Here is a 25275-nt window from a genome sequence, read left to right as displayed (position 1 = left end):
TAGTGGAGTAGCCCCTCTCACGAAAACAATGACCCTAAGCCATACCCCAGCAAGCCTAGCCATACCGCGTAGCAAGCCTGAACTATACCGAACAAGCCACAGCCGTAACCTAACAAGCCATAGCCCTGCCTAAACAAGTCCTAACTAGTCTAACTATAGCGAACTTGTCCTAGCCTGCCACAGCAAGCCTAGCCAACCCTAGGGGGCTTTTCTTGAATAGTCAATAATTCTAGGCTGTTAATTCTTGTGGCGTGTTGGCAACAGGCTATGCGTTCGTTGGCTGACCATTGTGTATAAGCGGCTACAACGGATTGATATGCGTTAACTCAATCGCGTTGGACAACTGCTCCGGCTTGTATCCCTTGCCAAAGTAGTGATTCTCAGCAACACCAACCTGCGCGTGCCCAATTATGGCTTTCAGCATCGCATCCTGAACGTTCGCGTGCTTTAGTTCCGTAACCATCGTGTGCCGTAAGCTATGGAAAACGTGCTGCGTATCCTTAAGGCCGAGCTTGCCCAGGAACTTGTCATTGAACCATCTGCCTAGATTTCGTCCGTACCCATTGTTCTGGTCATAGGTCAGTTCATGGAGCAAGCGCCCGCGTCCAGTTTTCTTCATCGCGGTGACATAATCTAGTAGGCCAAAACTGATGAGCTTTGAATGGACCGGAACGATCCGGCTTGAAGCCTTGTTCTTGAGGTGCTTGCCCTCTTCCTGCTCATTGATGTCAAAGCACCAGATTCCGTCAATCTGACGGACATCATCAGGCGTGAGCTGAGCAATCTCGTTTAACCGCGCCCCGGTGAATATGCCGAGCAGTGGCCCCCATTTCTGGTAATCCTTGCGCACAAGCCCGCTAGTGTTCTCTGTCAATTCACTAACCATGCGGCTGATCTGCTCAGGAGAAAACGCGGTACGAACATGCTCGCTTTTCTTCGCGACCTTGATTGTCAGCCCTTCAAAGATGTTTGCTGTGGCGTATCCGTTTGCGGTCGCCCACTTGAACAGGCTGCCATAGGTTGCGAGATGTTTGTTGACCGTTTTAGCGTGGAGCGTATCGGAGTAGAATGACGCGGCTTTGTGAGTGGTTTCCTTGGCGTCAATCGCCTTGCGCACATTGCTTTTGTTGCTGCTGCCTAGGACTTCCTTGACCTTTCGACCATCAACGACTGTCAGGGCGCGGCAATCCCGCTCATCCCCCAAGATCGCAGTGAGCCGCGTAAACATGGCCTTGTATTCGCGCTCGGTCTTGTCGGTCCAGTTCCCGCCTTTGACGCGTTCTTGCACGTACCTATCCGCAAGGTCGCTCAGGGTAATGGCTGTGCAGGGTGATGACTCGGCTTTGATCGGATGGGTTTCAATCGCTTCGAATGTGTACCCGTCATACTCGGCATTCACCGCGAGAGCTTTTGCACAATAGGCTCTGTACGCCTTATCGAATTCTTTCCTGAATGTGGCGAACTCTGGCGTGCCCTCACTGATCGGCAGCTTGTGCTTGGCGATGAATTCTTTTGTCGTTGCAATTTCCTCTTCTTCCTCTATGGCAAAGCCTAGGTCACGCCCTGCGCTCAGCGCTTGCGCGCGCAGGGTATCCAACTGGCCTTGGCTTGCAATCCGGTCCCCGTGCTTGCGCAGAAGGGTAGAGAAGTGCTGGTGCAGGACTGAGCGGATTTCCGCGTAGCTCATTCCGCTTTGAGTGGCTTTGTTTACCATGATGTCGCCCACATACGCGAGGAGCCGTGCGGTCTGCAAGGCTCTCTTTGAATCACGCGTGTGTAAGGACAGCTTGATGTCCTTAGTGACACCTGGGGAGTGAACAGACTTGGGCAGAGGGTAGCGGAAGAAATAAATGCTATGACGGGAAAGGGTTAGGTAGGCTGGAATGTGCATGGCAATGCCTCACCGGGTTGTCTCACCTGGCGAAGCGCATATCGTAACACATTGATTTCATAAGTGAATGGCGGAGAGGGTGGGATTCGAACCCACGTACGGATTATTAGTCCGTAACCCGATTTCGAGTCGGGCGCGGTACGGCCACTTCGCTACCTCTCCGCACTTGAGAAGGCGGGTGTGATGCCGTTTCGAGAGGCGGTGTATACATTGTGGGAGGGCCGCTGGCAAGAGCCGTTTCGTTCTGCCTGGGGATGGTGATGCCGGAGGTGCTGCGCGACATCCAACAGGCAGGAGCCATTCCTCGCCTGCTCTCTTCCCTTGTCACGTCTTTAAAATCATCAAGCATGTGACTGTTGCGTGGGGCGTTGTTGGGGCATGCGGCAGGCTACAATGTGAGTCAATGACGCCGTCAACGTGGGCAGCAGCGTCAACTCGTTGGAGGGCGCAGGGCCTTATTTTTAGTTATGTGTAAGTGAACCAGAGTATTGTGAGGTTTGCGAGCGTGGGCCTTGCATGTTGCCTCGAAAAACACTTGAATAATACGCGTAATGCGATGTATTGTGGTGGTCGTTCATGTGTCCGCAGTGTCTTGTCACCGGCTGTTGCACTTCCAACCGGAACCAGGGAGGATGAGGTATGAAGCGTTTTGCCATTGTTTTTGTTGTCCTGGCGAGTCTCTTCACTGGATCCGCTTTCGCCCAAGATATGGCTGCAGAAGAGGATATGAAGGCCCTGGTGAAAGAGATTAAGGCCGACAAACGACTTCTCGTACGGGTCAATATGCGCCTTAATGAGAAGGAAGACATGGCGTTCTGGCCAGTATACGATGCATACCAGAAGGATCTTGAATCGATCAACAAGCGCATCGTCAAGGTGGTGGCAAGCTACCTTGATGCCTACGGCAGCGGCACCATGAGCGACGCCACCGCTACGAAGATTACGAAGGAGGTCCTTTCCATCGAGACGGACGAAGTTGCTCTGCGCAAGAACTGCGCCAGCAAGCTTGGAAAGGTCGTTTCGGCATCGACGGTTGCTCGCTATCTGCAGATCGAAGGGAAGATTCGCGCTGTGATCCGCTACGAGTTGGCTAGGCAGATTCCGATGGTGCCATCTGCCAAGTAGCAAGTTTGATATATGAAAAAGGCAGTGCAGCAAGGCGCTGCCTTTTTTAATGATTGACCTTTTGGTGATATTTCGCGCGCCAAGTGGCGTATCGACTCCGGCGGTGAGCCCTGCTCAACTCCGTATTGGCGGCAGCGGCCTCAGCGGTCTGCGTCTTCCCAGTTCATCTGCTTGTCCCAGGCCACTTTGCCCTGGTTCTTCTTCATTTTGCGCAGCAGGATGTAGAGGGCGCCCGCGCCGCCGTCCTTGGGCTGGGCCGTGCAGAAGGCCAGGGTGATGCGCCTGAGCGGCTCGCGCGTCAGCCAAGTCTGCATCTCCTGGCGCAGGATGCTCAGCCCTCGCGGGGAGTTCTTGCCCCGGCCCGGGATGACGAGCACCATGCGCCGTCCCGCCAGATAGCTCTCGCGCATGAAGAAAAGCAGGGAGTCGAGCGCCTGGTCCGTGTTTTGGCCGTGCAGGTCCAGGCGTCCCTCCGCGCTGAGGCTGCCAGCCTTGAGTTGCTGGAAGATCTTGGAATCCAGCCCGCGCACATAGCCGTGCATGTACTCATCGGACAGCTCCAGCTCGAAATCAACGTTGCCCAGCATGGCTTGGCGCATGAGTTTGGCCTCGGGATCGCCGTCCTCCTCCTCAAGCTCCGCTGCTGGCGGCGGCGGCGGCTGAATCTGCCGTCCTGCTCCGCTGATCTGATCCACCCCCTGCATGGCCCGGAAAAACAGCGATTCGTCTGCCGCATCTTCCGCCGGACTGGCTTGGACCGTGGTCCTTTTGGCCTGTGGCTTGACCGGAACAACCTGCCCCTTCTTGCTTTGGTGCAGTGCGGCCTTGACCTGGTCCTGCAGGGTGGGCTTGGCGCCGGGGAGCTTGAGCTCCTTCAGCGCATCCAGTGAGTTGAGCTTTTTCGTCATGGCGTGCCTCGCATAAAGCGCAACGTACACGAAAGCGTAGCCGGAGCAAAGCGACGCAGTGGGCATAAGCCTGGGCCCGGCTGGACTTCATCCGCCAAACTCGGTAGGAAACCGCTCTCAAGCCCGCCGGACCCCCTGCCAGGGGGGCCGAAATCAGGCGGGGCAAAGCGAGGCCTTCATGCTCAAAATCGAGGATCTGCGCGTCAGCATCGGCGACCGCGAGGTGCTGCGCGGCATCAACCTGCACATCCGCGAGGGCGAGACCTTCATCCTCTTCGGGCCAAACGGCTCCGGCAAAACATCCCTGCTCATGACCCTCATGGGCTTTTCCGGGTACACAGTCACCGGCGGCCGCATCATCTTCCGGGGCCAGGACATCACCCACATGCCCATGTTCGAGCGCGCCCGCCTGGGCATCGGCATGAGCTTCCAGCGCCCGCCAACCATCCACGGCCTCAAGACGCGGCACCTGGTGCAGATGTGCGCGCGCGGCCGCGAGATCGACCCCGAAGCCATGGCCCGCAAGGTCAACTTCGAGGAGTTTCTGGAGCGCGACATCAATGCCGGGTTCTCCGGCGGCGAGATCAAGCGCTCGGAGCTTTTGCAGCTCATGGCGCAGAAGCCCGGCCTAGTGCTCTTCGACGAGCCTGAGAGCGGGGTGGACCTGGAGAACATGCAGCTCATCGGCAAGGTGGTGCGCCGCCTGCTGGACGGCGAGGTGGACGCTCTGCCGGACTGCAACAAGCCGCTCAAGTGCAAGGTGCGCACAAGCGGGCTCATCATCACCCACACGGGCTATATTCTCGACTACATCAACGCCGACCGCGGCCAGGTGCTCTACCAGGGCCACCTGTGCTGCGAGGCCCGCCCCCGCGACATCCTGGAGCACATCAGAAGCTACGGCTACCAGGAATGCATCAAGTGCCTGAACGAGCCCGCCCCCGGGCAGATCGTGCTCTAGGGCCAGGGAGACGCAAGTGAAAGAAGTCAAACTCACCGACTACGCCTTTAAAGGCATCGAGCACGGCGAAATCGCCGATCTTCGCACCCTGGACGCCAGCGACAAGCACCGCATCCTGCACGCCGGAGTGGACGTGGACTCCGACGCGGCCAGCGCCGTGTTCATGCACATGGACCAAAGCACCGTGCACTGCGAGAGCCGCGACCCCGGCCTGGAGCTCCTGGACATCAAGGCGGCCATGAAGCGCTACGACGGCCTGCCTGAGTACGCCTGGAAACTGGTTCCCCGCGACAAGGACGAGTTTACCCGCAACGTGGCCGAGAACGTCCACGGCGGCTACTTCATCCGCACCAAACCGGGCGCCAAGATCGCCAAGCCCGTGCAGTCGTGCCTGTTTCTGAAGGCTGAAAAGGGCGGACAGAACGTGCACAACATCGTGGTGGTGGAGGAAGGCAGCGAACTGCACATCCTGACCGGCTGCTCCACGGCCCACAGCACCACCAGCGCGGCCCACCTGGGCATCACCGAATATTACGTGAAAAAGGGCGGCAAGCTCACCTTCACCATGGTCCACAACTGGGGGCAGAACGCCACCGTGCGCCCGCGCTCCGTGGGCGTGGTGGAGGAGGGCGGCGTGTTCCAGAGCAATTACGTGCTCCTGAACCCCGTGGGCACTCTGCAGATGTACCCCGCCATTTACCTGAACGGACGCGGCGCCATCGCGCGGTTCAATTCCATCATCGTGACGCCCGAAGGCTCCCACGTGGACTGCGGCAACCGCGTCATCATGAACGCGCCCGAAACCCGCTCGGAGATCATCAGCCGCGCCATCACCACCGGCGGCGTGAACATCGCCCGCGGGCACATCGCGGGGCACGCGGTTCCCTGCCGCGGGCACCTGGAGTGCAAGGGCCTCATTCTGGGCGGCGGGCAGATGCTGGCCGTGCCGGAGCTCGACGCCACCGTCGAGGGCGTGGACCTCTCGCACGAGGCCGCCGTGGGCAAGATCGCCCAGGACGAGATCGAATACCTGATGGCGCGCGGCATGGATGAGGCCGAGGCCACCTCGACCATCGTGCGCGGCTTCCTGAACGTGGACATAATGGGCCTTGAAGGCCCGCTGGCCAAGGCCATCCAGGAGCAGGTGGAGCAGATCGACGCGAACGCCATGTAGGGCTCGCGCCAAAAAGACGCTTTCGCGCCCCCGCGGTTCCTTGTGACTGGCGGGGGCGCTTTCGTTTTCAGCGCTGGGGGCTGCCGGGCAGGTGCTCACGGTGCTCGCTGGGACGAAAAAAGGGAGGAGCCGAAGCCCCTCCCCCTGCGGGCAAATGATACGGAGGTGCTAGAACTGGTAGCGCAGGCCCATGGTGACTTCGTGGGCGGTCATGTTTTTCGAGGCCAGGGAGGATGCGCCGTCGCCCCACGCAATCTTGCCCAGGTCCAGGTACCTGTAGCCAGCGTTGAGGGCCCAGTTGTCCGTCAGCTTGTAGCCGCAGCCCGCGCTGAGGTTCCAGGCAAAGTTGTCCGTGGTTTTGCGGTAGTCCTGGCTGGCACCGGTGGCGATGACAGTGCCCGTGGCTTCGGTGTGGTTCCAAGCCATGCCCAGGCCGCCGCCAACATACGGAGTGAAGGCCGTGCCGGTTTCAAAGTCGTAGTAGGCGTTGAAGAAGAGGGTTTGGCTGTCGGCATCGGATTTGAGGGACGTCGGTATGGCTGCGCCCACGAAGGTCGGGGCGGCGTCGTACGAAAGCTGGGAGTGGTACGCGTATTCCGCTTCGGCCCGCACCGGAAGACCCATGCCCTTGAAGTTCAAACCCACAGCCGCGCCGACGACTCCGGTCAATCCGTCGACGCTCGACTTGCTGGCAGGGGCCGGAGCCGCCACGGGGCTGGTGTTTCTTATATTGTCGATTTGGGTGTAGTTTCCACCGATTTTGGCCTCGACGTAGGGGGCAGCGCTTCCAGCGGCAAAGGCCGGAAGGGCTGTTAGAGCCAGGAGGAGCAGTGTGAGCGGGAGCAGGGTGCGTTTCATGAAATCTCCAGATGGATTTGTGGGTTGGCTTGAAATAGCTTTATCTTCATAGGTTGACGAAATTCTAAAAGCAATAAGCGTTGTCGTGTTTGTGGTTTAATCCCATGGTTTTCGGGAACGGCTCCTGACATCGTTTCACCTCGCCCGCTTGACTTAAGTCAAGTCATTCGGCAGAGAATAAGGTAAGCTAGAAAAACGTTTGGAGCGTGGCAGATCGGGTGGATCTGTGGCGCTCAAGGGTGTTTGTCCGCCAGGGGTGGCGGGCGTCACGTCTCACATGAAGGCGGTGGGTGGATGAGTGAAGATAAACCTGGGAGACTGAAGTACCTGTTGCTTGGGGGCGCAGTGGCCCTGGGCGTGGGGCTCTTCGTTATGTTGGGGCCGCCACAGCTCCTGGCCAAGAGCGAGACGCCGGAATTCTGCGCGTCTTGCCACATCCATGAATCCCATTACGAGGCCTGGTTCCACCAGGGAGCGCACCGCAGAAAAGCTTGCGTGGACTGCCATTTGCCCAACGACAACGCGGCGGTGCACTACGCCTGGAAGTCCATCGACGGCATGAAGGACCTGATGCTGTTCCACTCGGGCCGCGTGCCCGACGACATTCGCATCACCGCGCATGGGCGCAAGGTGGTGCAGGCCAATTGCATCCGCTGCCACGAGTCCACTGTGGAGATGATCAACCAGGAACGCAACTGCACCGACTGCCACAGGCGCACCATACACAAGCGCAGCGGCGCCATTGAAACGCAGTAGGCGCGGCTGAACGATACGACGATAATATTTCTCCGTTGCAGGGGAACAACGCTTTTTACGGGAGGAGGAGCGAGTGATGGCTAAAAGGAAGAGAAACCTGTTCATCGTCGGAGTGGCCCTGGCCCTGGCGTATCTTATCATTCCCTACGGCTGCGCGCCCGGCAAGCCGGAGATGGTCAAAACAGTCACCATCCCCGATGGCGAGATCGACCCCGAGCTTTGGGGCAAGGCCTACCCGGAAGAGTTTGAGAGCTGGAAGAAGACCAATGAGCCCGAGCCCGCCGGAAAGAGCAAGTACAAGCGCGGCTTTGACGCCGATCACCTGACCTACGACAAACTGGCCCAGTACCCGTACATGGCCGTGCTGTTCAATGGCTGGGGCTTCGGCGTGGAGTACAACGAGCCCAAGGGCCACGCGCGCATGGTGCGCGACCAGATCGAGATCGACTCTAGCCGCCTGAAGGCCGGCGGCGTGTGTCTCTCCTGCAAGAGCCCGTACTCGGTGCCGCTTCAGAAGCAGCTGGGCGAGGACTACTACAAGAAGCCCTACAAGGAAATTCTGGGAATGATCCCGGAGAAGAACCGTGAACTCGGTGTCGCCTGCATCGACTGCCACGACAACAAGGACATGGGGCTCAAAATTTCGCGCGGGTACACCCTTGGCGCGGCCCTCGACTCCATGAAGGTCGACCAGTCGAAGCTCACCCGCCAGGAAAAGCGCTCCGCCGTGTGCGCCCAGTGCCACGTCACCTACAACATCCCCAAGAACAAGGACATGCAGTCCGTGGGCCTGTTCTTCCCCTGGCAGGGCAGCAAGTGGGGCGCCATCACCATCGAGAACATCATCAAGGTCATCCGCTCCGACGACTCCTACCGCGAGTGGAAGCAGAACGTCACCGGGTTCAAGATGGGCTTCATCCGCCACCCGGAATTCGAGCTGTTCAGCAACAACAGCGTGCACTGGAAGGCCGGAGCCGCCTGCGCGGACTGCCACATGCCTTACACCAAGGTGGGCGTGAAGAAGATCAGTGATCACCGCATCATGAGCCCGCTGAAGAACGACATGAAGGCCTGCATGCAGTGCCACACCGAGACCGCCGCCTGGCTCAAGGAGCAGGTTGTGGCCATTCAGGACCGCACCGTTTCCTTGCAGATCCGCGCTGGCAACGCCACCGCCACCCTGGCAAAGCTGTTTGAGACCGCCCACAAGGCCCAGGCCGAGGGCAAGGTCATCGACAAGGCCCTGTACGACAAGGCCCGCGACTACTACGAGGAGGCGTTCTACCGCTCGCTGTTCATCGGCGCGGAGAACTCCGTCGGCTTCCACAACCCGACAGAGGCCATGCGCGTGCAGGGCGACTCCATCGCCATCGCCAGCAAGGCCGAGGGCTACCTGCGTCAGGCTCTGGCCAAGGCCGGAGTGGACGTGCCCCTCAAGGTTGATCTGGAAATCGGCAAGTACCTGGACAACCGCGGCGAAAAGAAGATCAAGTGGGACAAGACCCTGGAGTTCAAGGATCCCACGGGCGTGCAGGACATGTTCTAGGCTTACCATCAACGCTTAAGGCAATACGAAGGCCCGTCGCGCGAGCGGCGGGCCTTTATTGCTTGTTTGGGCGGTTTGACGGTTCGTTATGCGCTGTTTAATGATTGTTAGGCGTTGAGACCCTGGGGCGAGGGGCAAGGGGCGCTGATGGCTTTTCTTTGTAACGTGAATGCGAGGCAAGCAAGGTGGTTCCCATGGTTTGGCTCGGCGATCTTTCGGGGAGTTTGGAGGACCAGATTATCGTGAATTTGAACATGGTCCGATACATTACCTGCTCGGAGGCCGACGGAGGGCGGCTACGCGTGGTGTTGACGATGGGAACGGCACAGACGGTGGAGTTGCTCATGCAGCGCGAGCGATACTCGGATTTTTTGCGTTTGTTGAACGTGCAGAACGTCGGCTAGGGCTCCCGCACCCTTCCAGGTTGACAAACCCGGCCCCACGGGCGAAGCAGGGCAGCGGGCGGCGAAAGCTGCGGCGCAGCGTTTCAAAAGCCCCATCAGCCCCAAGGTGTACCCATGGCCGTGAAGAAAGAAGTGGATTTTGAGGCGCTCAAGCAGAAGCGCAAGATGCTTTCCGGCCGCGTTGCGGTGTGCGAGGGCAAGATCAAGAATCTCGTCCGCGAGATGGACGCGGAGAAGGAGAAGCCCTCCTTCAAGACCAGCAAGGACCCCCGGCACCTGAAGTTTCAGGAGGCCGCCCGGCGCAAGCTGGAAGACTTGCAGCGCAGCATCGACGACCTTCAGAAGGAGCGCGCGGCCCTGAACGCCGACGTGAAGAAGCTGAGCCTCATCATCAAGGGCCAGGCCTAATCCGCGGCCCGCCCGCGCAGCAAGCCTTGAGGGCGGCTTCAGTCGCCCAGCCTTGTCCCCACGCTTTTCACATCCAGCACCGGCGTGCCGTGTATGGCCTCCAGCGGCGAGATCCTGAGCCGCGCCGGAGCGGCTATCTCCAGTATCTCTACTTCATGCAGCCCGATGGGGTTGGGCCTGTCGGGCGAGCGCGTGGCGAAGACCCCGCGCTTGGGCCGGTTCTTGTCCGCGCGCGGGTGGCATTGCAGGGTGGTGCGGTCGCCCTCGTGCAGCCAGGTGACGACGAGCACGCGTTGGCCGGGCGCGAGTCCCAAGAGCGCGGGCGCGTAACCGGGATCAAGTTCGATCCAGGCTTCTGGCGCGCCCTCGTCGCCGGATTTCGGCGCGGCATCGCGGTGGGTGAGGCTGGAGCGCACGTAGCCCAGGATGGTCAGGCGCGGGCTGTCGGGAAGCATGTCCATGCAGTGCTCCTGAGGTTTGGAGGTGCGGGCGGACTATTCCTCGTCTGGCTTGGCGAAATGGTCGAACCCCTGGCGCAGCACCTGCCCGCTGTTGAGGCGCACGCCGGGCGTGGCCGATACGCGGCCAATGACCCGCGCCTGGGGCATCTCGGCCAGCACCAGGGGCAGGCGCTTCTGGTCCGCGCAGGCGATGAGCGCGTAGTCCTCGCCGCCCAGGATGGCGGCCACGACCGGGTCCTGTTCGTTTGCGGTGAAATACGCAGCCACCTCGGGGTGCAGGTCGTCGCAGTCCAGGGTCAGATCTGCGCCGCACTGGCCCAGGAAGCGCGGCAGGTCGCGCGCCAGGCCGTCGGAAACATCCATGAGGCCGGAGATGGCCGGTCCTCCGTCGGGCGCGGTGATTCGCGCCAGTGCAAGGCCTTCGGCGATGCGCGGCTCTGGCCGCAGATGGGCCAGGAGGGCTGCGGGCCATTCGTCCAGCACGCAGCAGGCTTTGCGCTCAAGCTCCGCCAGCCCGGCCCGCGCCAGCCCGATGTCGCCCACAAGCAGCAAGGCGTCGCCGGGTTTCGCCTGGGCGCGCCGCAAAAGCCGCCCCCTGGGGCCGGGCCTGCCGAAGACCACCACATCCAGGGCCAGCACCGGGCCTCGGCTCAGGTCGCCGCCCACAAGCGGGATGCCCAGACGGCTGGAAAGCGCGGCCATTCCCGCCAGCATCTGGTCCAGATAGTCGTCGGAAATGTCATCGGGCAGCACGAGGGAGAGGGCGAAGCCCAGGGGCGTGGCCGCCATGCCCGCAAGGTCGCTTGCCGCCGCCGCAAGGGCCTTGTGGCCGATGTCCGCAGGGGAGAAGTACGAGCGGCGGAAGTGCACGTCCTCAACGAACAGGTCGGTGCTGATGCACAGCTGGCCGGCATGATCGTTCGGTGTGCCGGGCACAGCCATGTCCAGGATGGCGCAGTCGTCGCCCCGGCCCAGCAGCACGTGTTCGCCGTGGTTGGGGAAGTGGCGGTCGATGACGCTCAGGAAGTCTTGTTCAGAGGTCGGCATGAAACACCCGTACCAAGGTTCGCGGTTCGCGTCGAGGCCTGGGCTTCATTCGGGCCGGAAGTCCGGCGTGCGGAAGTCCGGCGTGAAGGCGGAGCTTGACCCCACATCCTGCACGAACCCGCGCGCAAAGCCCAGTTCCTCCATATGCGCGCGCACGGCGGCGTACTCGCCCGGCGTGACGCTCCGGTTAATTTCTGGAAACTCCGCAGCCCGGTGGGCCGGGTAATACTGGCCCATGAGGCTCACGGCGGCGTCTGCGCCCAGGGTGTCGGCGATCCAGGTCAGGGCCAGGTCCGTGCGGCCCAGGTTTTGCGGCAGCACCAGCAGGCGGATGAGGAGCCCGCGCCGGGCAAGTCCGACGTCATCGAACGTGAGTTGGCCCACCTGCCGGTGCATCTCGCAGATGGCGTGGGTGGCCATGCGCGGATAGTCCGGCGCGGCGGAGTAGCGGGCTGCGGCATGGGCGTCCATGTACCGGAGGTCCGGCAGGTAGATGTCCACCAGCCCCTCCAGACTCTTGAGGGCGTCTACGGTCTCGTAGGCGCTGGAGTTCCAGACCACAGGCAGGCCGAGGCCGTGCTCCTTGGCCAGCACCAGCGCCTGCCGCACCTGGGGCGTGAAGTGCGAGGGCGTCACGAGGTTGATGTTGTACGCGCCAGCCAGTTGAAGCTCCAGCATCAGCGCAACGAGGTCTTCAACGGACAGGCTGTGCCCCATGTTTCCGATGCTGATGTCGTGGTTCTGGCAGTAAACGCACCGCAGGGCGCAGCCGGAGAAGAAAATTGTGCCGCTGCCGCCTGTGTCGGCGTCGGACCCGCTCAGGCAGGGCTCCTCGCCGTGGTGCAGTTGGGCTAGGGCTACGCGGATTTGCGCGTCGGCTCCGCAGAGACCGGGGTTTTTGGCCCGGACGGCCCCGCAGGCGCGGGGGCAGAGGGCGCAGGGCTGGCCGGGGTCGAAGGCGCTCATGCGGGCTCCGCCAGGGCCGCGCCCGGCTGGTCCAGCAGAAAGGCCACCTTGGCCGCACGCGGGCGCTTCTTGACTGCCAGCTCCAGGCGCAGTGCCGCGCCCTTGTCCTCGCAGGGGGCGCTGGCGGCAAGGGCGGCGGGCAAGCGCACGCGGGTGTACTTGGAGGCGGTGCCGGCGTTGTGCTCGGCCAGGCGGCGCGCCAGGTCCGTGGTCACGCCGCAGTACAGGGCGCCGTCGGCGCAGGTCAGAAGATACACATGCCAGGACATGGACCAGCTATAGCCGCCAGAGTTCGGCTTGCCAATCCCCGGAGCAGCGTCCTCTTGCCAAGTTCATGCGCGGCGATATATCAGCACAGCGGCCCCATGGGGGCGTCCAAGGGCATTACGCGGGTTCGGGGTCCGAGACCTCGGTTTGCGCCAATTTTATCGGAGGGTTTGCTTGTCCAAGATCACGGTTCAGAACATCGAAAAGTCCTACGGGGGCGAGGCGCTCTTCAGCGGCCTTTCCTTCGAGGCGTTGCCGGGCATGCGCCTGGCCGTTGCCGGGCCGAACGGCTCTGGCAAGAGTACGCTTTTGCGCATCCTGGCAGGCCGCACGGATCCCGAGGGCGGCAGCGTGTCCATGAGCAAGGGCGCGCGCGTGGGCTATGTGGCCCAGGAGCTTTCCGGCGCGGACCTCTCCGAGCCGCTCCTGGGCTGGGTGCTTTCGGCCCTGCCTTCCTGGCGCGACCTCTGGCGCGAGTGGGAGCAGGCGGTGGAGGCACGCGACGAGGCCAAGCTTCTCCGCCTCAGCGAGCGCCAAAGCCGCTTCGAGGCGCAGTACGGCTACCACCCGGAGCACAAGGCCCGGGCCATCCTGTCCGGCCTGGGGTTTGAGGACGACGACCTTTCGCGCAAGCTGGAGTTCCTTTCCGGCGGCTGGCGCGAGCGCGCCAAGCTGGCCCGCGTGCTGTTGCAGGGGGCCGACATCCTGCTTCTGGACGAGCCCACCAACCACCTGGACCTGGAAGCCGTGCAGTGGCTGGAGGACTACCTCCTGGCCTTCAAGGGCACCCTGATCTTTGTGGCCCACGACCGCATCTTTCTGGAGCGCGTGGGTTCCCACGTGCTGGTGCTGGGTACGGCCAAGCCCGTGCTGCGCGCTGGCTCCTTCAGCGAATTTCTGGCCTGGATGGCAGAGAACGCCGAGCAGCGCGAGCGCGAGGCCGCCAAGATCACCGCGCGCATCGACCACGAGCAGGAGTTCATCCGCCGCTTTCGGGTCAAGGCCCGCAAGGCCGCCCAGGCCCAGAGCAAGATCAAGAAGGTGGAGAAGCTGCAAGACGAGCTCTCGCGCCTCAAGGGCGACCAGCTGGCCGCCAAGCCTGGCCGCAGGCTGTCCTTCCGCCTGCCGGAACCCCCGCGCGGCGACAAGGTGGCGGTCAACGCCGTGGACCTGGAGTTTCAGTACGCCAAGGAGGCCGGGCGCAGCGGCAAGCAGCTTTGGCCGCGCCTGAACTTCCAGATCTTCCGGGGCAAAAAGATCGCCCTGGTGGCTCCCAACGGCGCGGGCAAGTCCACGCTGCTCAAGGTGCTCACCGGAGCCCTGGCTCCCACCCACGGCTACGCCAAGTTGGGCAACAGCACGCAGCTGGCTTATTTCAGCCAGCACCAGACCGAGATCCTGCGGCCAACGGGCACGGTCATCGGCGAGATGCGCCGCCTGTGCGACCCCAGGTGCACGGAAGAGCAGCTCATGGGCGTGCTGGGTCTGTTCCTGCTGGGCGAGGCCTACTTCGAGCGCCCCGTGGCCGCCCTTTCCGGCGGCGAGAAAAGCCGCCTCGTCATGGCCAGCCTGTTTCTGGGCCGGGCCAATCTGCTCATTCTGGACGAGCCCACCAACCATCTGGACCTGGAGAGCCGCGAAGGCCTTGTGGCCGCGCTCAAGGATTACGAGGGCACGCTGTTCATGGTGGCCCACGACCGCTACCTCATGGGCGAGGTGGCCGAGCAAATTTGGGTGCTGGGCACAGACGGGCTGGTGCAGCATCACGAGGGCTTCGAGGACTACGACGCCAAGCGCCGCGCCGCCCTTGTGGAGGCGAAGCAGGGGGCCAAACGCGAGGCCAAAAAGCCCGAGTGCGCTCCGGTTGAGCTCTCCGCCGAGGGCGAGGAAGGCCAGGGATCCAAGCGCCTGACCAAAGAGGAGAAGCGCAAGCTGGCCGAGCAGCGCAACGCCCTTTCCCGCGCGCTCAAACCCCTGCGCGAGGAATACGCCAAGTGCGAGAAGGACCTGGAGCGCGTGCTTCTGGAGCAGGGCGAGCTTGAGGCCAAGATGAACGACCCGGCCACCTACGGCAGCACGGGCGAGGCCCTGGCCGTGAACAACCAGTATCGCGAGGTGTCGGACTGGGCCGAGACGCTCATGGAGCGCATGGGCGTCCTTGAGGGGAAGATGGCCGCCATTCAGACAGAGATGGGCTTTTGCCTTGATGCGTGATGCCGCGGCCGGAGCCGATCTGCTCGTGGTGGCGGGCATCGTCTGGAAGGATGGTCGGTTTCTGGGGGTGGAGCGCCCGGAGGGCAAGGCCCACGCAGGCTGGTGGGAGTTCCCCGGCGGCAAGGTGGAAGAGGGCGAGAGCCTTGAGGCCGCGCTCATCCGCGAGCTTCAGGAGGAATTGTCCTTCACGTCCACGCGGCTCGTCTTCTGGCGCGAGAAACGCTTCGTGTACCCGCAGGGGCCTGTGCTGCTGAACTTCTTCCACATCACGGCCTATGAGGGCGAGGTGGTTCCGCTGGAGGGCCAGCGCTTCGCCTGGTTCACCCCCGGCCACACGGACGCGTCCATCTTCCTGCCCGCCAACTCGGACATCGTGCCCGCGCTCTCCTGGCCGCTGCCGAAAGGGTAGGAGCCGCGCAGCAACGTTCGCCCCGACATTGAGGACCGATGTGAGACGGCCCGGCTTTCCCGTTTGCGGGGCCGGGCCGTATGCTCATGCACTTTTGTCTCGCTGCTCCGATGCGGCTGCGACACCGGCCCGCGCACCTCGTTCCCGCCGGAAAACCAGCCGCCCGCATCCGTGGCTACCCGCCCGCTATCGGCCAGCAGGAGGCTGGGCAGCAGAATGTCCGTCGGTTGCGGGCCGTCGGCGCAACGCTACAAGTCATAGAATTTTAGCACCTCGAAGGCGCTGACGCGGCCACCCACGAACCAGACCGTAATCCTGTGGTCATCTCCGCCAAGCTTTGCTTCCACGTCCTTCGGCCATTGCCATCGGGAGATGAGGAACTCTGAGGAAAGCTGGATATACCGTGTCGCTTGGTAGTGGTAGGTGTCCTTCTCCTTCCATAACGGCTTGCCCAGCACCCCCTCGACTTCTTCCCGCGTGAGGCCCAGCCTGAGGCCGCTCTGTGTGGCAAGCCCGGCGTGCACGCCTTTGGTGGGCGCAAAGCGCTTGATGTGCTGACGATATTCTTTTGGCAGTACCGAGGGACTGAAACCGACGAAAAATGATGCCGCATATTCCTTGTTGTCTTGGCAGGTGTTGCACATGTTCATCAGCAGAACAGTGCTGTCGCCGGGGCGGGCCGAGGCATAGCCAAAAGCGAGCTTGCATCTGCGCCACTCGGGCAAGGGCTTTGCCGGGCCAAGAAGGGCGAAAGCCGCGCTCTTCGTGTCATCGCCCGCCCGAAGGGTGGCGTTGGCCGTCTCGCCAAAGCCTGCCACCGCCATATGAGCGGAATTCGTGATCCGCGCCATGAGGGCCTCGCCTTCCGCCTGTGGCAAACGCACGGCCCGTATGTCGCCTGCGGTCCACGTTTCCAACATGAACTCGCCCTTTATGTTCTCATACAGGGTTACAGGCCCGCACCAAGCCGCCTCAAGAATGAGCAGCGGGCAGAGTACGGCAAAGGACACCAGGACCACGAGCTTATTTTTCCACACGAATCCACTCCTTATTGAACGGCTTCAGCTTCTCCCTGTCCGGCTTCTCCAGCGCGATGCACCCAGCCGAGTCCCGGCCCCGGTCCTGCGGCAAGCGCGCCTGCGCGTGGACGTAAAAGCTGTCCGGGTCGCGGCCAAGAGCAATGACTCGTTTGCGCGTTTCCTCATCAGGTGTGAGCTTGTACGCAGGGTCAGGCCATGGACTGGTCTTGAGTTCTTCCACCTTCCAGTTCCCCCGTGGGAGCGGGCCCACACCCTTGATGCCTTCTGTACCCGGGTTGTTCTGGCCTCCGCCGCGCCCGGCATAGCCAACGGCCAGCGGCTTGCCATCCGGGCCGTTCAACTGCCCCGACTTCTGGCTGTAGGTCAGATGCGGCTCCGCTGGGGCAGGCGGAGGCGGATATTTTTCCTGTTCCGGCGGCGTCACCTGCCCGCGCACCTCGTTGCCGCCGGAAAGCCCGCCGTCAGCATCGGTCCACACCCGTCCGCTGTCGGCCAGCAGGATGCCAGTCAAAAACGGGGAGTCGGCGTCCTCGCGCTGTTCTTCGTCGTCGCCTTGGCCGTTTGCGTACAGGCGGCCATCGGTCCCGAAGGTGCTGACCGAGCCGTCGCGCAGGGACGCGGCACCGCCGCGCGGGCCGGTGCAGCGGCCCTGGGAGTCGTAGCCCTGGGGCTTGCCGCCAGCGCCGATCTTCATGCCCGGGCCTGCGCCGCCCGCACCGTCCTGTTCCGGCAGCGGCGCGCCGTCCACCAGCACCCACTCAGGAAGGCGCTTCGCCGGGGCCCTTTCCTCCACGAATGAAGTGTGCGGCGGACGCCAGTCCGGGGTCTTCTTCACCACCCACCAGTCGGGCAGGCCCCTGCCGCGCGGGCGGTTGCGGATGTCCGCAGGCTTCTTCACCTGAACATACCCGCCGGTCTCGTCCGCAATCCAAAGCTGTTTGCCCTGTCTGTTCGCAAGCATATGCGACCTCCAATACAATTTCAACGGAGCATGGCATCGCCTATTTGCCGTGGACAAAAATTCCTTATTTTTGGCCGGAAAAAGGATGCGTTTGGCGGGTTGACAGGGGGGGGACCGCAGCGCAGCGCCCGCCCGCGCAGCCCCGGTCTCCCCGCTTCCCTGCGCCAGAATTTTGGCGTAGAGCTAGGCCCATGAGCAGAGCAGACGTTTTATGCACCCGCTTGGCAGAGGTGAAGCGCCGCATGGTCGCGGCCTGCGAGCGCGCTGGCCGCGCGCCCGAATCCGTGCGCCTGGTGGCGATCTCCAAGTTCCATCCCGCGTCGGACATCGCTGCTTTGGCCGCCTGCGGCCAGCGCGACTTCGGCGAGTCATACGTGCAGGAGGCCCTGGCCAAGCAGGACGCCCTGGTGGGCGAGGACATCCTGTGGCACTTCGTGGGCGGCTTGCAGACAAAGAAGGCCAAGAACGTTGTGGACCGCTTCTGCCTGGCCCACAGCGTAGACTCGGAGAAGCTGGCCCGCGAGCTGGCCCGCCGCGCAATTGACGCGCGCATCCTTCTGCCTGTGCTCATCGAGGTGAACCTGGGCGAGGAGGAGCAGAAGGCCGGGGTGGACGAGGCCGACCTCAACGAACTGGCCGAGGTTGTCGTCTCGCTCAACAAGCGGGGCTGCGGCCTGGACCTGCGCGGGCTCATGTGCCTGCCGCCCATGTTCGACGCGCCCGAGGAAGCCCGGCCCTACTTCGCCCACCTGCGCGAGCTGCGCGACGAACTGTCCGCCCACCTGGGCATCCCTCTGCCGGAGCTCTCCATGGGCATGACCGGCGACTTTGAGGCGGCCATCGAAGAGGGCGCGACCCTCATCCGCGTGGGCACGTCCATCTTCGGCTCACGCCCGCCCAAGGGCTGAGTTCTTCCGGCCCGGCATTCCGGGCCGGAGGCCCAACCTGCACGGTTCTTGATAATCCCGCATCCGGATGCTATCCTACGGCGCACGTGGGGGCTCTGGGCCTCCTTGGTCGCGCGTCAACACACGCGGCCAACGCACGCAGTCACCGCAACCGGGATGGCCCATGCAGTTTCGCCGTCGCCCACCTTTGGCCGCCGCCCTGGCTCTGGTTTTGGCCCTGACCCTTTGGGGACAGGCCGCCCAGGCCCAGTCCCTGGTGCTGTCCAACCTGGTGGTGGACAACCAGTCCGGCGCACTCACGGCGCGTTTCGGCGTGGCGCTGGACTCCCTGGCCGAGGTGACGGACGTCCTGCAGAGCGGCGTGCCCCTGGCCCTTTCCTGCCGGGGCAAACTCATCCGCCAGGGCGGCATCTTCTCCAGCCCGCAGGTGGCCGCAGCCGAGATGGTCTGCCGCTTGAAATACGACTCCCTGACCCGCGAATACGCCCTGATCATGCCCGGGCGCGAGGCCCCGCTCAAAAACGCCCGCCTGGACGAGCTGTTGCGCAGCGGCTGGGGCGCGCTGACCCTGGACATGGGCTCCTGGAAACTCCTTGAGCGCGGCAAGACGTACACGCTGACCCTGGACATCAACCTGCAGCAGACGGACATCCCCAACTGGTTCAAGCGCACCCTGTTCTTCTGGTCCAGGGACATGGCCCCCCAGGCGACGTACCAACTGCACTTCAAGTACTAGCGCCCGTGAAACCTCCAGCCGACACCCCCATGGCCACGGCCATCGCGCCGGAAGCCCGCGAACGTCAACGCCGCAAACGGGAGGTCGGCATTGCCGTTCTTGGCATCCTGATCATCGTAGTGCTCACCTGGGTTGAGCTGAAGCTCCTGGGCGTCAATTCCTACCTGTTCCTCGGCCTGGTTAACCTGAACATCATCCTGCTCCTGGTGGTGTTGTTCGTGGTGGGCAGAAACGGCGTGAAGCTCCTTCTGGAGCGCCGCCGCAACGTCCTGGGCTCGCGCCTGCGAACCCGGCTCGTGCTGGCCTTCATCCTGCTTTCCCTCGTGCCCGTGGCGCTCATGTTCTACGTTTCGGCCAAGTTCGTGCAAACCAGCGTGGACTACTGGTTCAAGACCCAGGTGGAAGACTCCATGGAGCAGTCCCTGGAGATTGGCCGGGCCTTCTATCAGTCGGCCCAGGCGCGGGTGGAGCAGCGCGGCCGCGAGGTCATCAGCCAGGTGGCCGCCAACCACTACACCTGGGGCGGCAAAAGCATGGACAACCATCTGGAGGAGTCCCTGCGCGAGTACGGTCTCTCGGTCATCGGGGTCATAACCCCCGAGGGCAAGGACCAGAACAAGCACCCCCCCCAGGTGTTCGACCGCGTCTGGTCCGAGGCCCGCACCAAGGTGAACATGGACGACCTGCGCAAGAACCCGCGCTACGTCTCGGTGATGCTCTCAAGCGCGGGCAACGACCTGATCCTGGGCCTAGTGCCGGTGGATGAAGGCAAGGCGGGCTTCCTGGTGCTGGGCGAAAGCATCGGCGGCGGGCTCATGTACAAGCTCGACCAGGTGGTGCGCGGCCTGAACGAGTACAAGAAGCTCCGCAAGCTCAAGTACCCCTGGAAGATGAATCTCTACCTCACCCTCGGCGTCATGAGCCTCCTGATCGTGCTCGGGGCCTCGTGGTTCGGCTTCCGCCTGGCCAAGGAGATCAGCGCGCCGGTGCAGGCCCTGGCCGACGGCACGGAGCGCATCGCCAGGGGAGATCTCTCCGTGCGCCTGGACGACACCTCCGATGACGAGCTGGGCTCCCTCGTGCGCTCCTTCAACCATATGGCCGAGGACCTGGACACGGGCCAGAAGCGGCTGATGAACGCCAACGAACGCATGGCCCAGCAGTATATGGAGCTGGAGCGCCGAGGCCGATACATCGAGGCCGTGCTGGACAACATCACCTCGGGCGTCATCTCCACAGACGCCAACGGGCGCATCGGCACCGTGAACAAGGCGGCGGAGGCCATGCTCGGGGTCAATGCCGAGCAGCTGGTCGGGCTGAAAGCCCAGCACTTGGTGCATGGCGAGTTCTCCGAACTTCTGGGCGCGGCGCTGAAACATCTGGCCAAGGTGCCCGAGGCGCGCTGGACCCGGCAGATAGACCTGCAGCTCAAGGAGCGCAGTGCGCGGTTCCTGGTGAACTTGGTGGGGCTGCACGGCGGGGGCGGAGGCCAGGCCGACGGCGTGGGCGGCACGGGCCTCGTGGCCGTGTTCGAGGACATCACCGAACTGGAGAAGATGCAGCGCCTGGCCGCCTGGCGCGAGGTGGCGCAGAGAATCGCGCACGAGATCAAGAACCCGCTCACGCCCATCAAGCTCTCGGCCCAACGGCTGTTGCGCAAGTTTTCCGGCGTGGCCCAGGACAAGAGCTTCGACGACTGCGCCGAACTCATCGTGCGCGAGGTGGAGCGCCTGCAGCAGATGGTGGGCGAGTTCTCCGGCTACGCCAAGCTGCCCGAGCTGGAGCTGATTCCCGGCGACCTTTCCGCCCTGCTGACCGAAGTGGTGGGCACCTTCGCCACAGCCCACCGCAATATAGCCTGGAGCCTTGAGGCCGATGCGGGCCTGCCGCCCCTGCCCTTTGACGCCGAGGGCCTGCGCAAGGTGTTCATCAACCTGCTCACCAACGCCGCCGAGGCCCTGGAAGGGCATGAAAACGGCGCGGTTGCGGTGCGCGCGCAGAGCGACCCGGCCCGCGGCCTTGCGCGCATCAGCGTGACGGACAACGGGCCTGGATTCAGCCAGGAGGAGCGCGCGCGCATGTTCGAGCCCTACTTCTCGCGCAAGAAGACCGGCACGGGCCTGGGCCTCACCATCGTCCGGTCCATCGTCATGGACCACAAGGGCAATGTGCGCGTGGAGGCAGCCAGCCCGCGCGGCTCCATCTTCCTGGTCGAACTGCCCCTGGCTTAGGGTTTTGCCGCCGCAAGCACCTCGGCAATCACTTCCTTGGTGATGTCCTTGCGCTCCGCTGCTCGGGCGGTGAGGGCCACGCGTCCCCGCTGGTACGCCGTGCCGGGCGCATCGGCGTTGACGCCGTGCGTGACCGGCTGCTCGATGGTGGAGATGCTCGCCGTGTCGGGGATGAACCCGGCCAGGAGCAGCATCTCCAGCAGGCAGGAGAGGGTGGGAGCCCACTGCGGGTGCGAGCCCTTGTAAATGCGCCACCAGTAACCGTCGTCCGCATCCGCCGGCATCACGCCGTTGAAGATCATGCAGGACATGGGAAGGTTGGCGATGTAGGCAGTCTCCACGGCCAGCACGCCGCCGGCGCGCATGAGCGCCCGGCACTGCGGGAACGACACGTAGGGATCGGGCAGATGGTACAGCACGCCGAGGTGCTGGACGATGTCGAATTCGCCGAGGATGCCTTTATTGACTTCCAACTGCTCAATGGCGATGTTGAAGAACGGCGTCACCCTGCTCTTGAGCTGCTCGCGGCAGAAGAACAGCCGTTCCGCGCTGGAGACGCCGATATCCACGGTAAGCACGTCGGCCGCGCCGCGCCCCTCGGCCTCAAAGGCCCACATGCCGTCCATGGATCCGATGTCCAGCACGCGCCGCCCAGTGTAGTCCGTGCTTGTTGTGGCCCGGCGGATGTTGTCCCACAGGGGTTCCCAATCGTGGCCGGGCGTGACGAGGCCGCCGGGGAGCTGTATTTTGTGGTACCACGGGCCCAGGTTATTCATGCGTTGCTGCAAATCAATGCTCATGCCATGCTCCTAGTGGGATGAATTTGCCGCTTTCCCTGGCATCAGGTGTGCATGGACGTCCGGGTGGCGCGGTTGGTTTGTAGCCTATCGACCGGTTCGCGCCATGGCAATACGGTCTGAAGCAACACTGGCCGACGCGGCACGCGGGCCAAGTGGACATGGACCCGCAGATGGGGTCTCATTAAACGTACCTATCAGAGGACGGTGCAGGGTAAGCGTGGACACAACGGACGTGAAGGCCAGAGTCCATTTCCAGGTGCTCAAAGAGCTGGGCGTGCTTTTAAGCGCCGAGGATGAGCCGTGCCTTGTTCCGGCTGGGCCGGATGTTGCGTCCGTGCGGCACGTGCTCTCGGCCCACATCCCGCTATGGTCATACGAGCAGCGGTTCTACGCGCAGCCGATGCGCAGCGAACCGCCGATCTTCGAGACCCTGGACCCGTCCACCGCGCTGGACGAGGTGATGACCAAAACGCGCTTCATGGCCATCATCGGCGCGGAGCTCTCCCCGGTGGTTGAGCGCCTGCTGAGCGAACAAGGCATGCTGCTGCTGATTTTCGAGCACGACCCGCGCCGCCTGGCGCGCTTCCTGGCGCAGATCGAGCCCACGCGCCTGGTGAACAAGGCCCTGGTGTTCCTTGGCCGCCCGCACGAGTTCTACCCGCCCATCTCCGCCCTGCTTGCGCAAAGCGACTTCCGGCCCGGCTTCCCGGTGTTCTACACGCCGGATGGCGCAGGCCGGGAAGATGCCGCCTTCGCCGCAGAAATCATCGAGTACGTGGAGACCGTGTTCTACCGCGAGCGTCTGTACCCCGTGGGCAGTCAGACCCTGGCGCGCAGCATCCCCTTCCGCGACATCAACCGGGACCTGTTCTTCGACCAGGTGGTGCATGCGTACGAGAACCTGCCAGCCTACGCCAACTGCCCGGACATCGACGCCCTGCGCGGCTTGTTCCGGGGCGAAACGGCCATAGTGGCCGCAGCCGGGGCCGCCCTGGCGGAGCAGTACGGCTTCCTGCGCCAGAACCAGGACAAGGCGGTGATCATCGCCGTGAACTCGGCCCTCAAGCCCCTTGTGAAAGCGGGCATCAAACCGCATTTCTGCGTGGTCAACGACACCTCGCTCCAGGTGGCCAAGACCTTCGAGGGCCTGCCCCAGCTGCATCCGGTCATGCTGGTGGCCCACTGCCTCTCAAGCCTCGGCGGCGATGTGTTCCCGCGGAAGTTCCTCTTCGGGGCCTTGCGGTCCGAGATCTTCGGACCAAGGCCCGGCTTGCGGCTGCACGGCTCGGTGGTGACCACGGGATTTTCGCTGGCTCGGCACCTGGGCTGCGCGCGGGTGGTGCTGGCTGGGGCGCTTCTGTCGTCAAACGATCCCTGGTCCCTGAACTATGTCACCGGCAACACCGGCCTGGGCTACCTGCCGGAGTCGCGCCAGTTGACCCACACCTGGCCGCAACTCTACCCCGTGACCAACCGCTTCGGACGGCAGCGCTACACCAGCCTGAACTTTCTCGACGTGAAACACTGGCTGGTGGAGGAAATCCGCCTGAGCGGCATCCCCGTGGTCAACACCTCCAAGGACAGCATCATCGACACTCCGCCAGTGCAGTTCGACGAGGCCCCGGTCATCGAACCAACGGGCAGGCTGCCTCAGGCTCTGCGCCAGGCCCATGCGGCGCGCAAGCGCGCCCCACTTTGGGCCAAGGCCATCGCCTTCGCCCTGAGTGAAGCCGCGCGCCACAAAGCCTGCCTGGGGCTCATCGACAGCCTTGAGCACCTGCCCCCGGAAGCCTTCCTGGAACAGGGCCGAAAGGCTCTCGCCATATTCGACCAGAACAACGTTTCCTATCTGGTCCAACGCTTCGAAGACTTCAGCCAGGTCCTGTTCTACGACCTGATCACCAGCCCGGACCCGGCGGAATACACCAAGGGTCTGCGCTACCATTTTTCATACGCCAGGCGCATGCTCGTCTGCCTGCTCGACCTGCTTTCCCGGCAGGAGGCCCGCATGCGCGGGCTGGCGCAGACGGCCTGACCCAGGCACAAGGAGAACAACGGATGCTCGACCCCGCACAGTACCGCCGAGAGGAATCCCGCGCCAAGGCGCAGCTGCCCAACTGGCGGCTGGCCCAACGCCACGGGGCCACGCTGTTCAACCGCGTGGGCTTCCCTGTGCGCGTCGACAGCCTGGACGAGCTGGGCATGCTGCTCGACACCATGCAGGAGGGCCGCTTCGAGGCCATCCAGCAGGAGTTGGGCGGACTGACCAAAGCCGAACAGGAATTGCTGGCGCAGGCCCTGGCCGAGGCCGTGCGCTTCCAGCTGGCCCATTTCGGCCAGCGCGCGCCCGTGCTGCCGCTGGACACGGCCACGGCCATGCTGGCGGCCTACCGCAAGATGCAGGCCCTTTCGCCCGGATTCCGCCGCGTTTTGGAGGTGGGCCCGGGCTGCGGCTACTTGGCGCTGTTCCTGGCCCAGCACCCGGAGCTTGAGCGCTATGCCGCAGTGGAGGCCACGGAGAGCTTCTATCTGCTGCAGCACCATTTGCTGGCGCATCTTTTCGGCGCGGGCTTCCGCGAGGAGCTCGAACCCCAGGGCCGCAGCGCCCACTTCAGCGCCAATGCTCCCACAGACTCCATCAGCCTGCCGTCGCTGCCCGCCGTGCGCGCCACGCACCATCCCTGGTGGCGCCTGGGCGACCTGGCGCAGGCGGAAGCTCCGCAGGCCGGCGGCAAAGGCTTCGATCTCATCGTGTGCAACGCGGCCATGCTGGAGTTCGAAGCCGAGGCTCTGCGCGACTACCTGGCGCTGTTCAGCAAGGTGCTGGCGCCAGGTGGAATCGTCTTCGCCCAATGTTTCGGCTTCGAGACCCCGGAGCGTGACCGCAACTACCTGCTCGGCGCCCTGCGCGAGGCCCGGCTGGCCCCGGCCTTCATCGCCTGGGGCGGCCATCCCAAGGCCCGAGGGTTCTGGGACCAGCGCTCTCCAGCGGGCAGCCCCGGCTTCGTGCCCAAGGCGGACGACCGCCGCTTCACCACGGCTCAGGGCGTGTTCGTGGCCGAAGGGCACCCGCTATGGGAGCAACTCTACAAGCCTGAGCACTACTGCATCCACACCGTGAGCGGCTTCGCGCCCCTGGCGCACTTCTTCGCCCAACCGCAAGACGCGCGCTGCCTCTCCCCTGGGGAGGCAGCTGAACAGACG

General features: G+C 63.4%; 24 protein-coding genes and 1 tRNA gene. 14 read left to right on the top strand and 11 right to left on the bottom strand.

The features are described from left to right. Positions 1-301: 301 nt before the first annotated feature. Together Q8O35_RS01965 and Q8O35_RS01960 are read right to left on the bottom strand one after the other, a co-directional pair. The gene (locus Q8O35_RS01965) at positions 302-1726 is read right to left on the bottom strand and encodes a site-specific integrase (RefSeq protein WP_305570014.1); all 1425 of its coding nucleotides are present in this window, start codon (positions 1724-1726) and stop codon (positions 302-304) included. A 233-nt stretch (positions 1727-1959) separates the two neighbouring features. Next, positions 1960-2053 (bottom strand) — tRNA-Ser (locus Q8O35_RS01960). Positions 2054-2530: 477 nt separating this feature from the next. Between Q8O35_RS01960 and Q8O35_RS01955 the strand changes: the two genes are divergently transcribed. After that, positions 2531-3016: a hypothetical protein gene (locus Q8O35_RS01955; protein WP_305570012.1), complete on the top strand. Its 486-nt coding sequence runs from the start codon at positions 2531-2533 to the stop codon at positions 3014-3016. Between the two features lie 140 nt (positions 3017-3156). Here Q8O35_RS01955 and Q8O35_RS01950 read toward each other — a convergent pair whose 3' ends face one another. After that, a complete protein-coding gene (locus Q8O35_RS01950) occupies positions 3157-3924 on the bottom strand; it encodes a Smr/MutS family protein (protein WP_305570011.1) in 768 nt (255 codons plus the stop codon). A gap of 178 nt (positions 3925-4102) precedes the next feature. On the opposite strand from Q8O35_RS01950, the gene Q8O35_RS01945 reads away from it, so the two are divergent. After that, positions 4103-4885, top strand: a complete 783-nt coding sequence (locus Q8O35_RS01945; RefSeq protein ID WP_305570010.1) for an ABC transporter ATP-binding protein — start codon at positions 4103-4105, stop codon at positions 4883-4885. 16 nt (positions 4886-4901) lie between these two features. Then, positions 4902-6059 (top strand): SufD family Fe-S cluster assembly protein, encoded by a 1158-nt coding sequence (locus tag Q8O35_RS01940; protein WP_305570008.1) that lies wholly within the window; start codon positions 4902-4904, stop codon positions 6057-6059. A gap of 168 nt (positions 6060-6227) precedes the next feature. On the opposite strand, the gene Q8O35_RS01935 is transcribed toward Q8O35_RS01940, so the two are convergent. After that, positions 6228-6917 (bottom strand): outer membrane protein, encoded by a 690-nt coding sequence (locus Q8O35_RS01935; RefSeq protein ID WP_305570006.1) that lies wholly within the window; start codon positions 6915-6917, stop codon positions 6228-6230. A gap of 294 nt (positions 6918-7211) precedes the next feature. Between Q8O35_RS01935 and nrfH the strand changes: the two genes are divergently transcribed. From nrfH to Q8O35_RS01915, 4 genes are all read left to right on the top strand, one after another. Next, positions 7212-7673, top strand: coding sequence for a cytochrome c nitrite reductase small subunit (gene nrfH / locus Q8O35_RS01930; protein WP_305570004.1), 462 nt, complete (start codon positions 7212-7214; stop codon positions 7671-7673). 76 nt (positions 7674-7749) lie between these two features. Beyond that, positions 7750-9219, top strand: a complete 1470-nt coding sequence (locus Q8O35_RS01925) for an ammonia-forming cytochrome c nitrite reductase subunit c552 (RefSeq protein WP_305570002.1) — start codon at positions 7750-7752, stop codon at positions 9217-9219. 254 nt (positions 9220-9473) lie between these two features. Then, positions 9474-9623: a hypothetical protein gene (locus Q8O35_RS01920; RefSeq protein WP_305570000.1), complete on the top strand. Its 150-nt coding sequence runs from the start codon at positions 9474-9476 to the stop codon at positions 9621-9623. Between the two features lie 114 nt (positions 9624-9737). Then, positions 9738-10031 carry a hypothetical protein gene (locus tag Q8O35_RS01915; protein WP_305569998.1) on the top strand — a complete coding sequence of 98 codons (294 nt, stop codon included), beginning with the start codon at positions 9738-9740 and terminating at the stop codon, positions 10029-10031. A gap of 38 nt (positions 10032-10069) precedes the next feature. Here the strand turns inward: Q8O35_RS01915 and tsaA are convergent, their stop codons facing one another. From tsaA to Q8O35_RS01895, 4 genes are read right to left on the bottom strand one after another with little or no spacing between them, the layout of a single operon-like run. After that, positions 10070-10492 (bottom strand): tRNA (N6-threonylcarbamoyladenosine(37)-N6)-methyltransferase TrmO, encoded by a 423-nt coding sequence (gene tsaA / locus Q8O35_RS01910; RefSeq protein WP_305569995.1) that lies wholly within the window; start codon positions 10490-10492, stop codon positions 10070-10072. A gap of 33 nt (positions 10493-10525) precedes the next feature. Further along, positions 10526-11539, bottom strand: a complete 1014-nt coding sequence (thiL, locus tag Q8O35_RS01905; protein WP_305569993.1) for a thiamine-phosphate kinase — start codon at positions 11537-11539, stop codon at positions 10526-10528. Between the two features lie 45 nt (positions 11540-11584). Next, positions 11585-12505 carry a radical SAM protein gene (locus Q8O35_RS01900; protein ID WP_305569991.1) on the bottom strand — a complete coding sequence of 307 codons (921 nt, stop codon included), beginning with the start codon at positions 12503-12505 and terminating at the stop codon, positions 11585-11587. Beyond that, positions 12502-12774: a GIY-YIG nuclease family protein gene (locus Q8O35_RS01895; RefSeq protein ID WP_305569989.1), complete on the bottom strand. Its 273-nt coding sequence runs from the start codon at positions 12772-12774 to the stop codon at positions 12502-12504. Before Q8O35_RS01895 ends, Q8O35_RS01900 begins: the two co-directional genes overlap by 4 nt. A 172-nt stretch (positions 12775-12946) precedes the next feature. Between Q8O35_RS01895 and Q8O35_RS01890 the strand changes: the two genes are divergently transcribed. Both Q8O35_RS01890 and Q8O35_RS01885 read left to right on the top strand, forming a co-directional pair. Then, entirely contained in the window at positions 12947-14986 is a 2040-nt protein-coding gene (locus tag Q8O35_RS01890) for an ABC-F family ATP-binding cassette domain-containing protein (RefSeq protein WP_305569987.1), read from the top strand. Further along, the gene (locus Q8O35_RS01885; protein WP_305569985.1) at positions 14979-15395 is read left to right on the top strand and encodes a (deoxy)nucleoside triphosphate pyrophosphohydrolase; all 417 of its coding nucleotides are present in this window, start codon (positions 14979-14981) and stop codon (positions 15393-15395) included. Before Q8O35_RS01890 ends, Q8O35_RS01885 begins: the two co-directional genes overlap by 8 nt. 248 nt (positions 15396-15643) lie before the next feature. On the opposite strand, the gene Q8O35_RS01880 is transcribed toward Q8O35_RS01885, so the two are convergent. Both Q8O35_RS01880 and Q8O35_RS01875 read right to left on the bottom strand, forming a co-directional pair. After that, the gene (locus Q8O35_RS01880) at positions 15644-16432 is read right to left on the bottom strand and encodes a hypothetical protein (protein WP_305569983.1); all 789 of its coding nucleotides are present in this window, start codon (positions 16430-16432) and stop codon (positions 15644-15646) included. Continuing rightward, on the bottom strand, positions 16419-17396 hold the full coding sequence (locus Q8O35_RS01875; RefSeq protein WP_305569981.1) for a hypothetical protein: 978 nt from the start codon (positions 17394-17396) through the stop codon (positions 16419-16421). Before Q8O35_RS01875 ends, Q8O35_RS01880 begins: the two co-directional genes overlap by 14 nt. Positions 17397-17587: 191 nt before the next feature. Between Q8O35_RS01875 and Q8O35_RS01870 the strand changes: the two genes are divergently transcribed. The 3 genes from Q8O35_RS01870 to Q8O35_RS01860 all read left to right on the top strand — a co-directional run bounded on the left by Q8O35_RS01870 (position 17588) and on the right by Q8O35_RS01860 (position 21271). Beyond that, positions 17588-18304, top strand: a complete 717-nt coding sequence (locus Q8O35_RS01870) for a YggS family pyridoxal phosphate-dependent enzyme (RefSeq protein WP_305569979.1) — start codon at positions 17588-17590, stop codon at positions 18302-18304. A gap of 163 nt (positions 18305-18467) precedes the next feature. Next, entirely contained in the window at positions 18468-19040 is a 573-nt protein-coding gene (locus Q8O35_RS01865; RefSeq protein WP_305569977.1) for a DUF4390 domain-containing protein, read from the top strand. 29 nt (positions 19041-19069) lie between these two features. Then, complete coding sequence (locus Q8O35_RS01860) at positions 19070-21271, top strand: PAS domain-containing sensor histidine kinase (protein ID WP_305570023.1); 2202 nt, start codon at positions 19070-19072, stop codon at positions 21269-21271. Here Q8O35_RS01860 and Q8O35_RS01855 read toward each other — a convergent pair. Next, complete coding sequence (locus Q8O35_RS01855; protein WP_305569975.1) at positions 21268-22071, bottom strand: bifunctional 2-polyprenyl-6-hydroxyphenol methylase/3-demethylubiquinol 3-O-methyltransferase UbiG; 804 nt, start codon at positions 22069-22071, stop codon at positions 21268-21270. The genes Q8O35_RS01860 and Q8O35_RS01855 overlap by 4 nt on opposite strands. 217 nt (positions 22072-22288) lie before the next feature. Here Q8O35_RS01855 and Q8O35_RS01850 point away from each other — a divergent pair, with 217 nt between their 5' ends. Together Q8O35_RS01850 and Q8O35_RS01845 are read left to right on the top strand one after the other, a co-directional pair. Further along, positions 22289-24106 carry a 6-hydroxymethylpterin diphosphokinase MptE-like protein gene (locus tag Q8O35_RS01850; RefSeq protein WP_305569973.1) on the top strand — a complete coding sequence of 606 codons (1818 nt, stop codon included), beginning with the start codon at positions 22289-22291 and terminating at the stop codon, positions 24104-24106. Between the two features lie 23 nt (positions 24107-24129). Beyond that, a partial coding sequence (locus Q8O35_RS01845) for a class I SAM-dependent methyltransferase (RefSeq protein WP_305569971.1) occupies positions 24130-25275 on the top strand: 1146 nt, incomplete at its 3' end.

Source organism: Humidesulfovibrio sp. (assembly GCF_030689645.1).
Taxonomy (GTDB): domain Bacteria; phylum Desulfobacterota; class Desulfovibrionia; order Desulfovibrionales; family Desulfovibrionaceae; genus Humidesulfovibrio.
Note: the sequence above shows the minus strand (reverse complement) of the source record. Positions and strands in the feature narration are given on the sequence as shown.

Coding starts and splice junctions, on each gene's coding strand:
- Q8O35_RS01955 (WP_305570012.1), top strand. CDS start 2,531: ATGAAGCGTTTTGCCATTGTTTTTGTTGTCCTGGCGAGTCTCTTCACT.
- Q8O35_RS01950 (WP_305570011.1), bottom strand. CDS start 3,924: ATGACGAAAAAGCTCAACTCACTGGATGCGCTGAAGGAGCTCAAGCTC.
- Q8O35_RS01945 (WP_305570010.1), top strand. CDS start 4,103: ATGCTCAAAATCGAGGATCTGCGCGTCAGCATCGGCGACCGCGAGGTG.
- Q8O35_RS01935 (WP_305570006.1), bottom strand. CDS start 6,917: ATGAAACGCACCCTGCTCCCGCTCACACTGCTCCTCCTGGCTCTAACA.
- nrfH (WP_305570004.1), top strand. CDS start 7,212: ATGAGTGAAGATAAACCTGGGAGACTGAAGTACCTGTTGCTTGGGGGC.
- Q8O35_RS01925 (WP_305570002.1), top strand. CDS start 7,750: ATGGCTAAAAGGAAGAGAAACCTGTTCATCGTCGGAGTGGCCCTGGCC.
- Q8O35_RS01920 (WP_305570000.1), top strand. CDS start 9,474: ATGGTCCGATACATTACCTGCTCGGAGGCCGACGGAGGGCGGCTACGC.
- Q8O35_RS01915 (WP_305569998.1), top strand. CDS start 9,738: ATGGCCGTGAAGAAAGAAGTGGATTTTGAGGCGCTCAAGCAGAAGCGC.
- tsaA (WP_305569995.1), bottom strand. CDS start 10,492: ATGGACATGCTTCCCGACAGCCCGCGCCTGACCATCCTGGGCTACGTG.
- thiL (WP_305569993.1), bottom strand. CDS start 11,539: ATGCCGACCTCTGAACAAGACTTCCTGAGCGTCATCGACCGCCACTTC.
- Q8O35_RS01900 (WP_305569991.1), bottom strand. CDS start 12,505: ATGAGCGCCTTCGACCCCGGCCAGCCCTGCGCCCTCTGCCCCCGCGCC.
- Q8O35_RS01895 (WP_305569989.1), bottom strand. CDS start 12,774: ATGTCCTGGCATGTGTATCTTCTGACCTGCGCCGACGGCGCCCTGTAC.
- Q8O35_RS01885 (WP_305569985.1), top strand. CDS start 14,979: ATGCGTGATGCCGCGGCCGGAGCCGATCTGCTCGTGGTGGCGGGCATC.
- Q8O35_RS01875 (WP_305569981.1), bottom strand. CDS start 17,396: ATGCTTGCGAACAGACAGGGCAAACAGCTTTGGATTGCGGACGAGACC.
- Q8O35_RS01870 (WP_305569979.1), top strand. CDS start 17,588: ATGAGCAGAGCAGACGTTTTATGCACCCGCTTGGCAGAGGTGAAGCGC.
- Q8O35_RS01865 (WP_305569977.1), top strand. CDS start 18,468: ATGCAGTTTCGCCGTCGCCCACCTTTGGCCGCCGCCCTGGCTCTGGTT.
- Q8O35_RS01860 (WP_305570023.1), top strand. CDS start 19,070: ATGGCCACGGCCATCGCGCCGGAAGCCCGCGAACGTCAACGCCGCAAA.
- Q8O35_RS01855 (WP_305569975.1), bottom strand. CDS start 22,071: ATGAGCATTGATTTGCAGCAACGCATGAATAACCTGGGCCCGTGGTAC.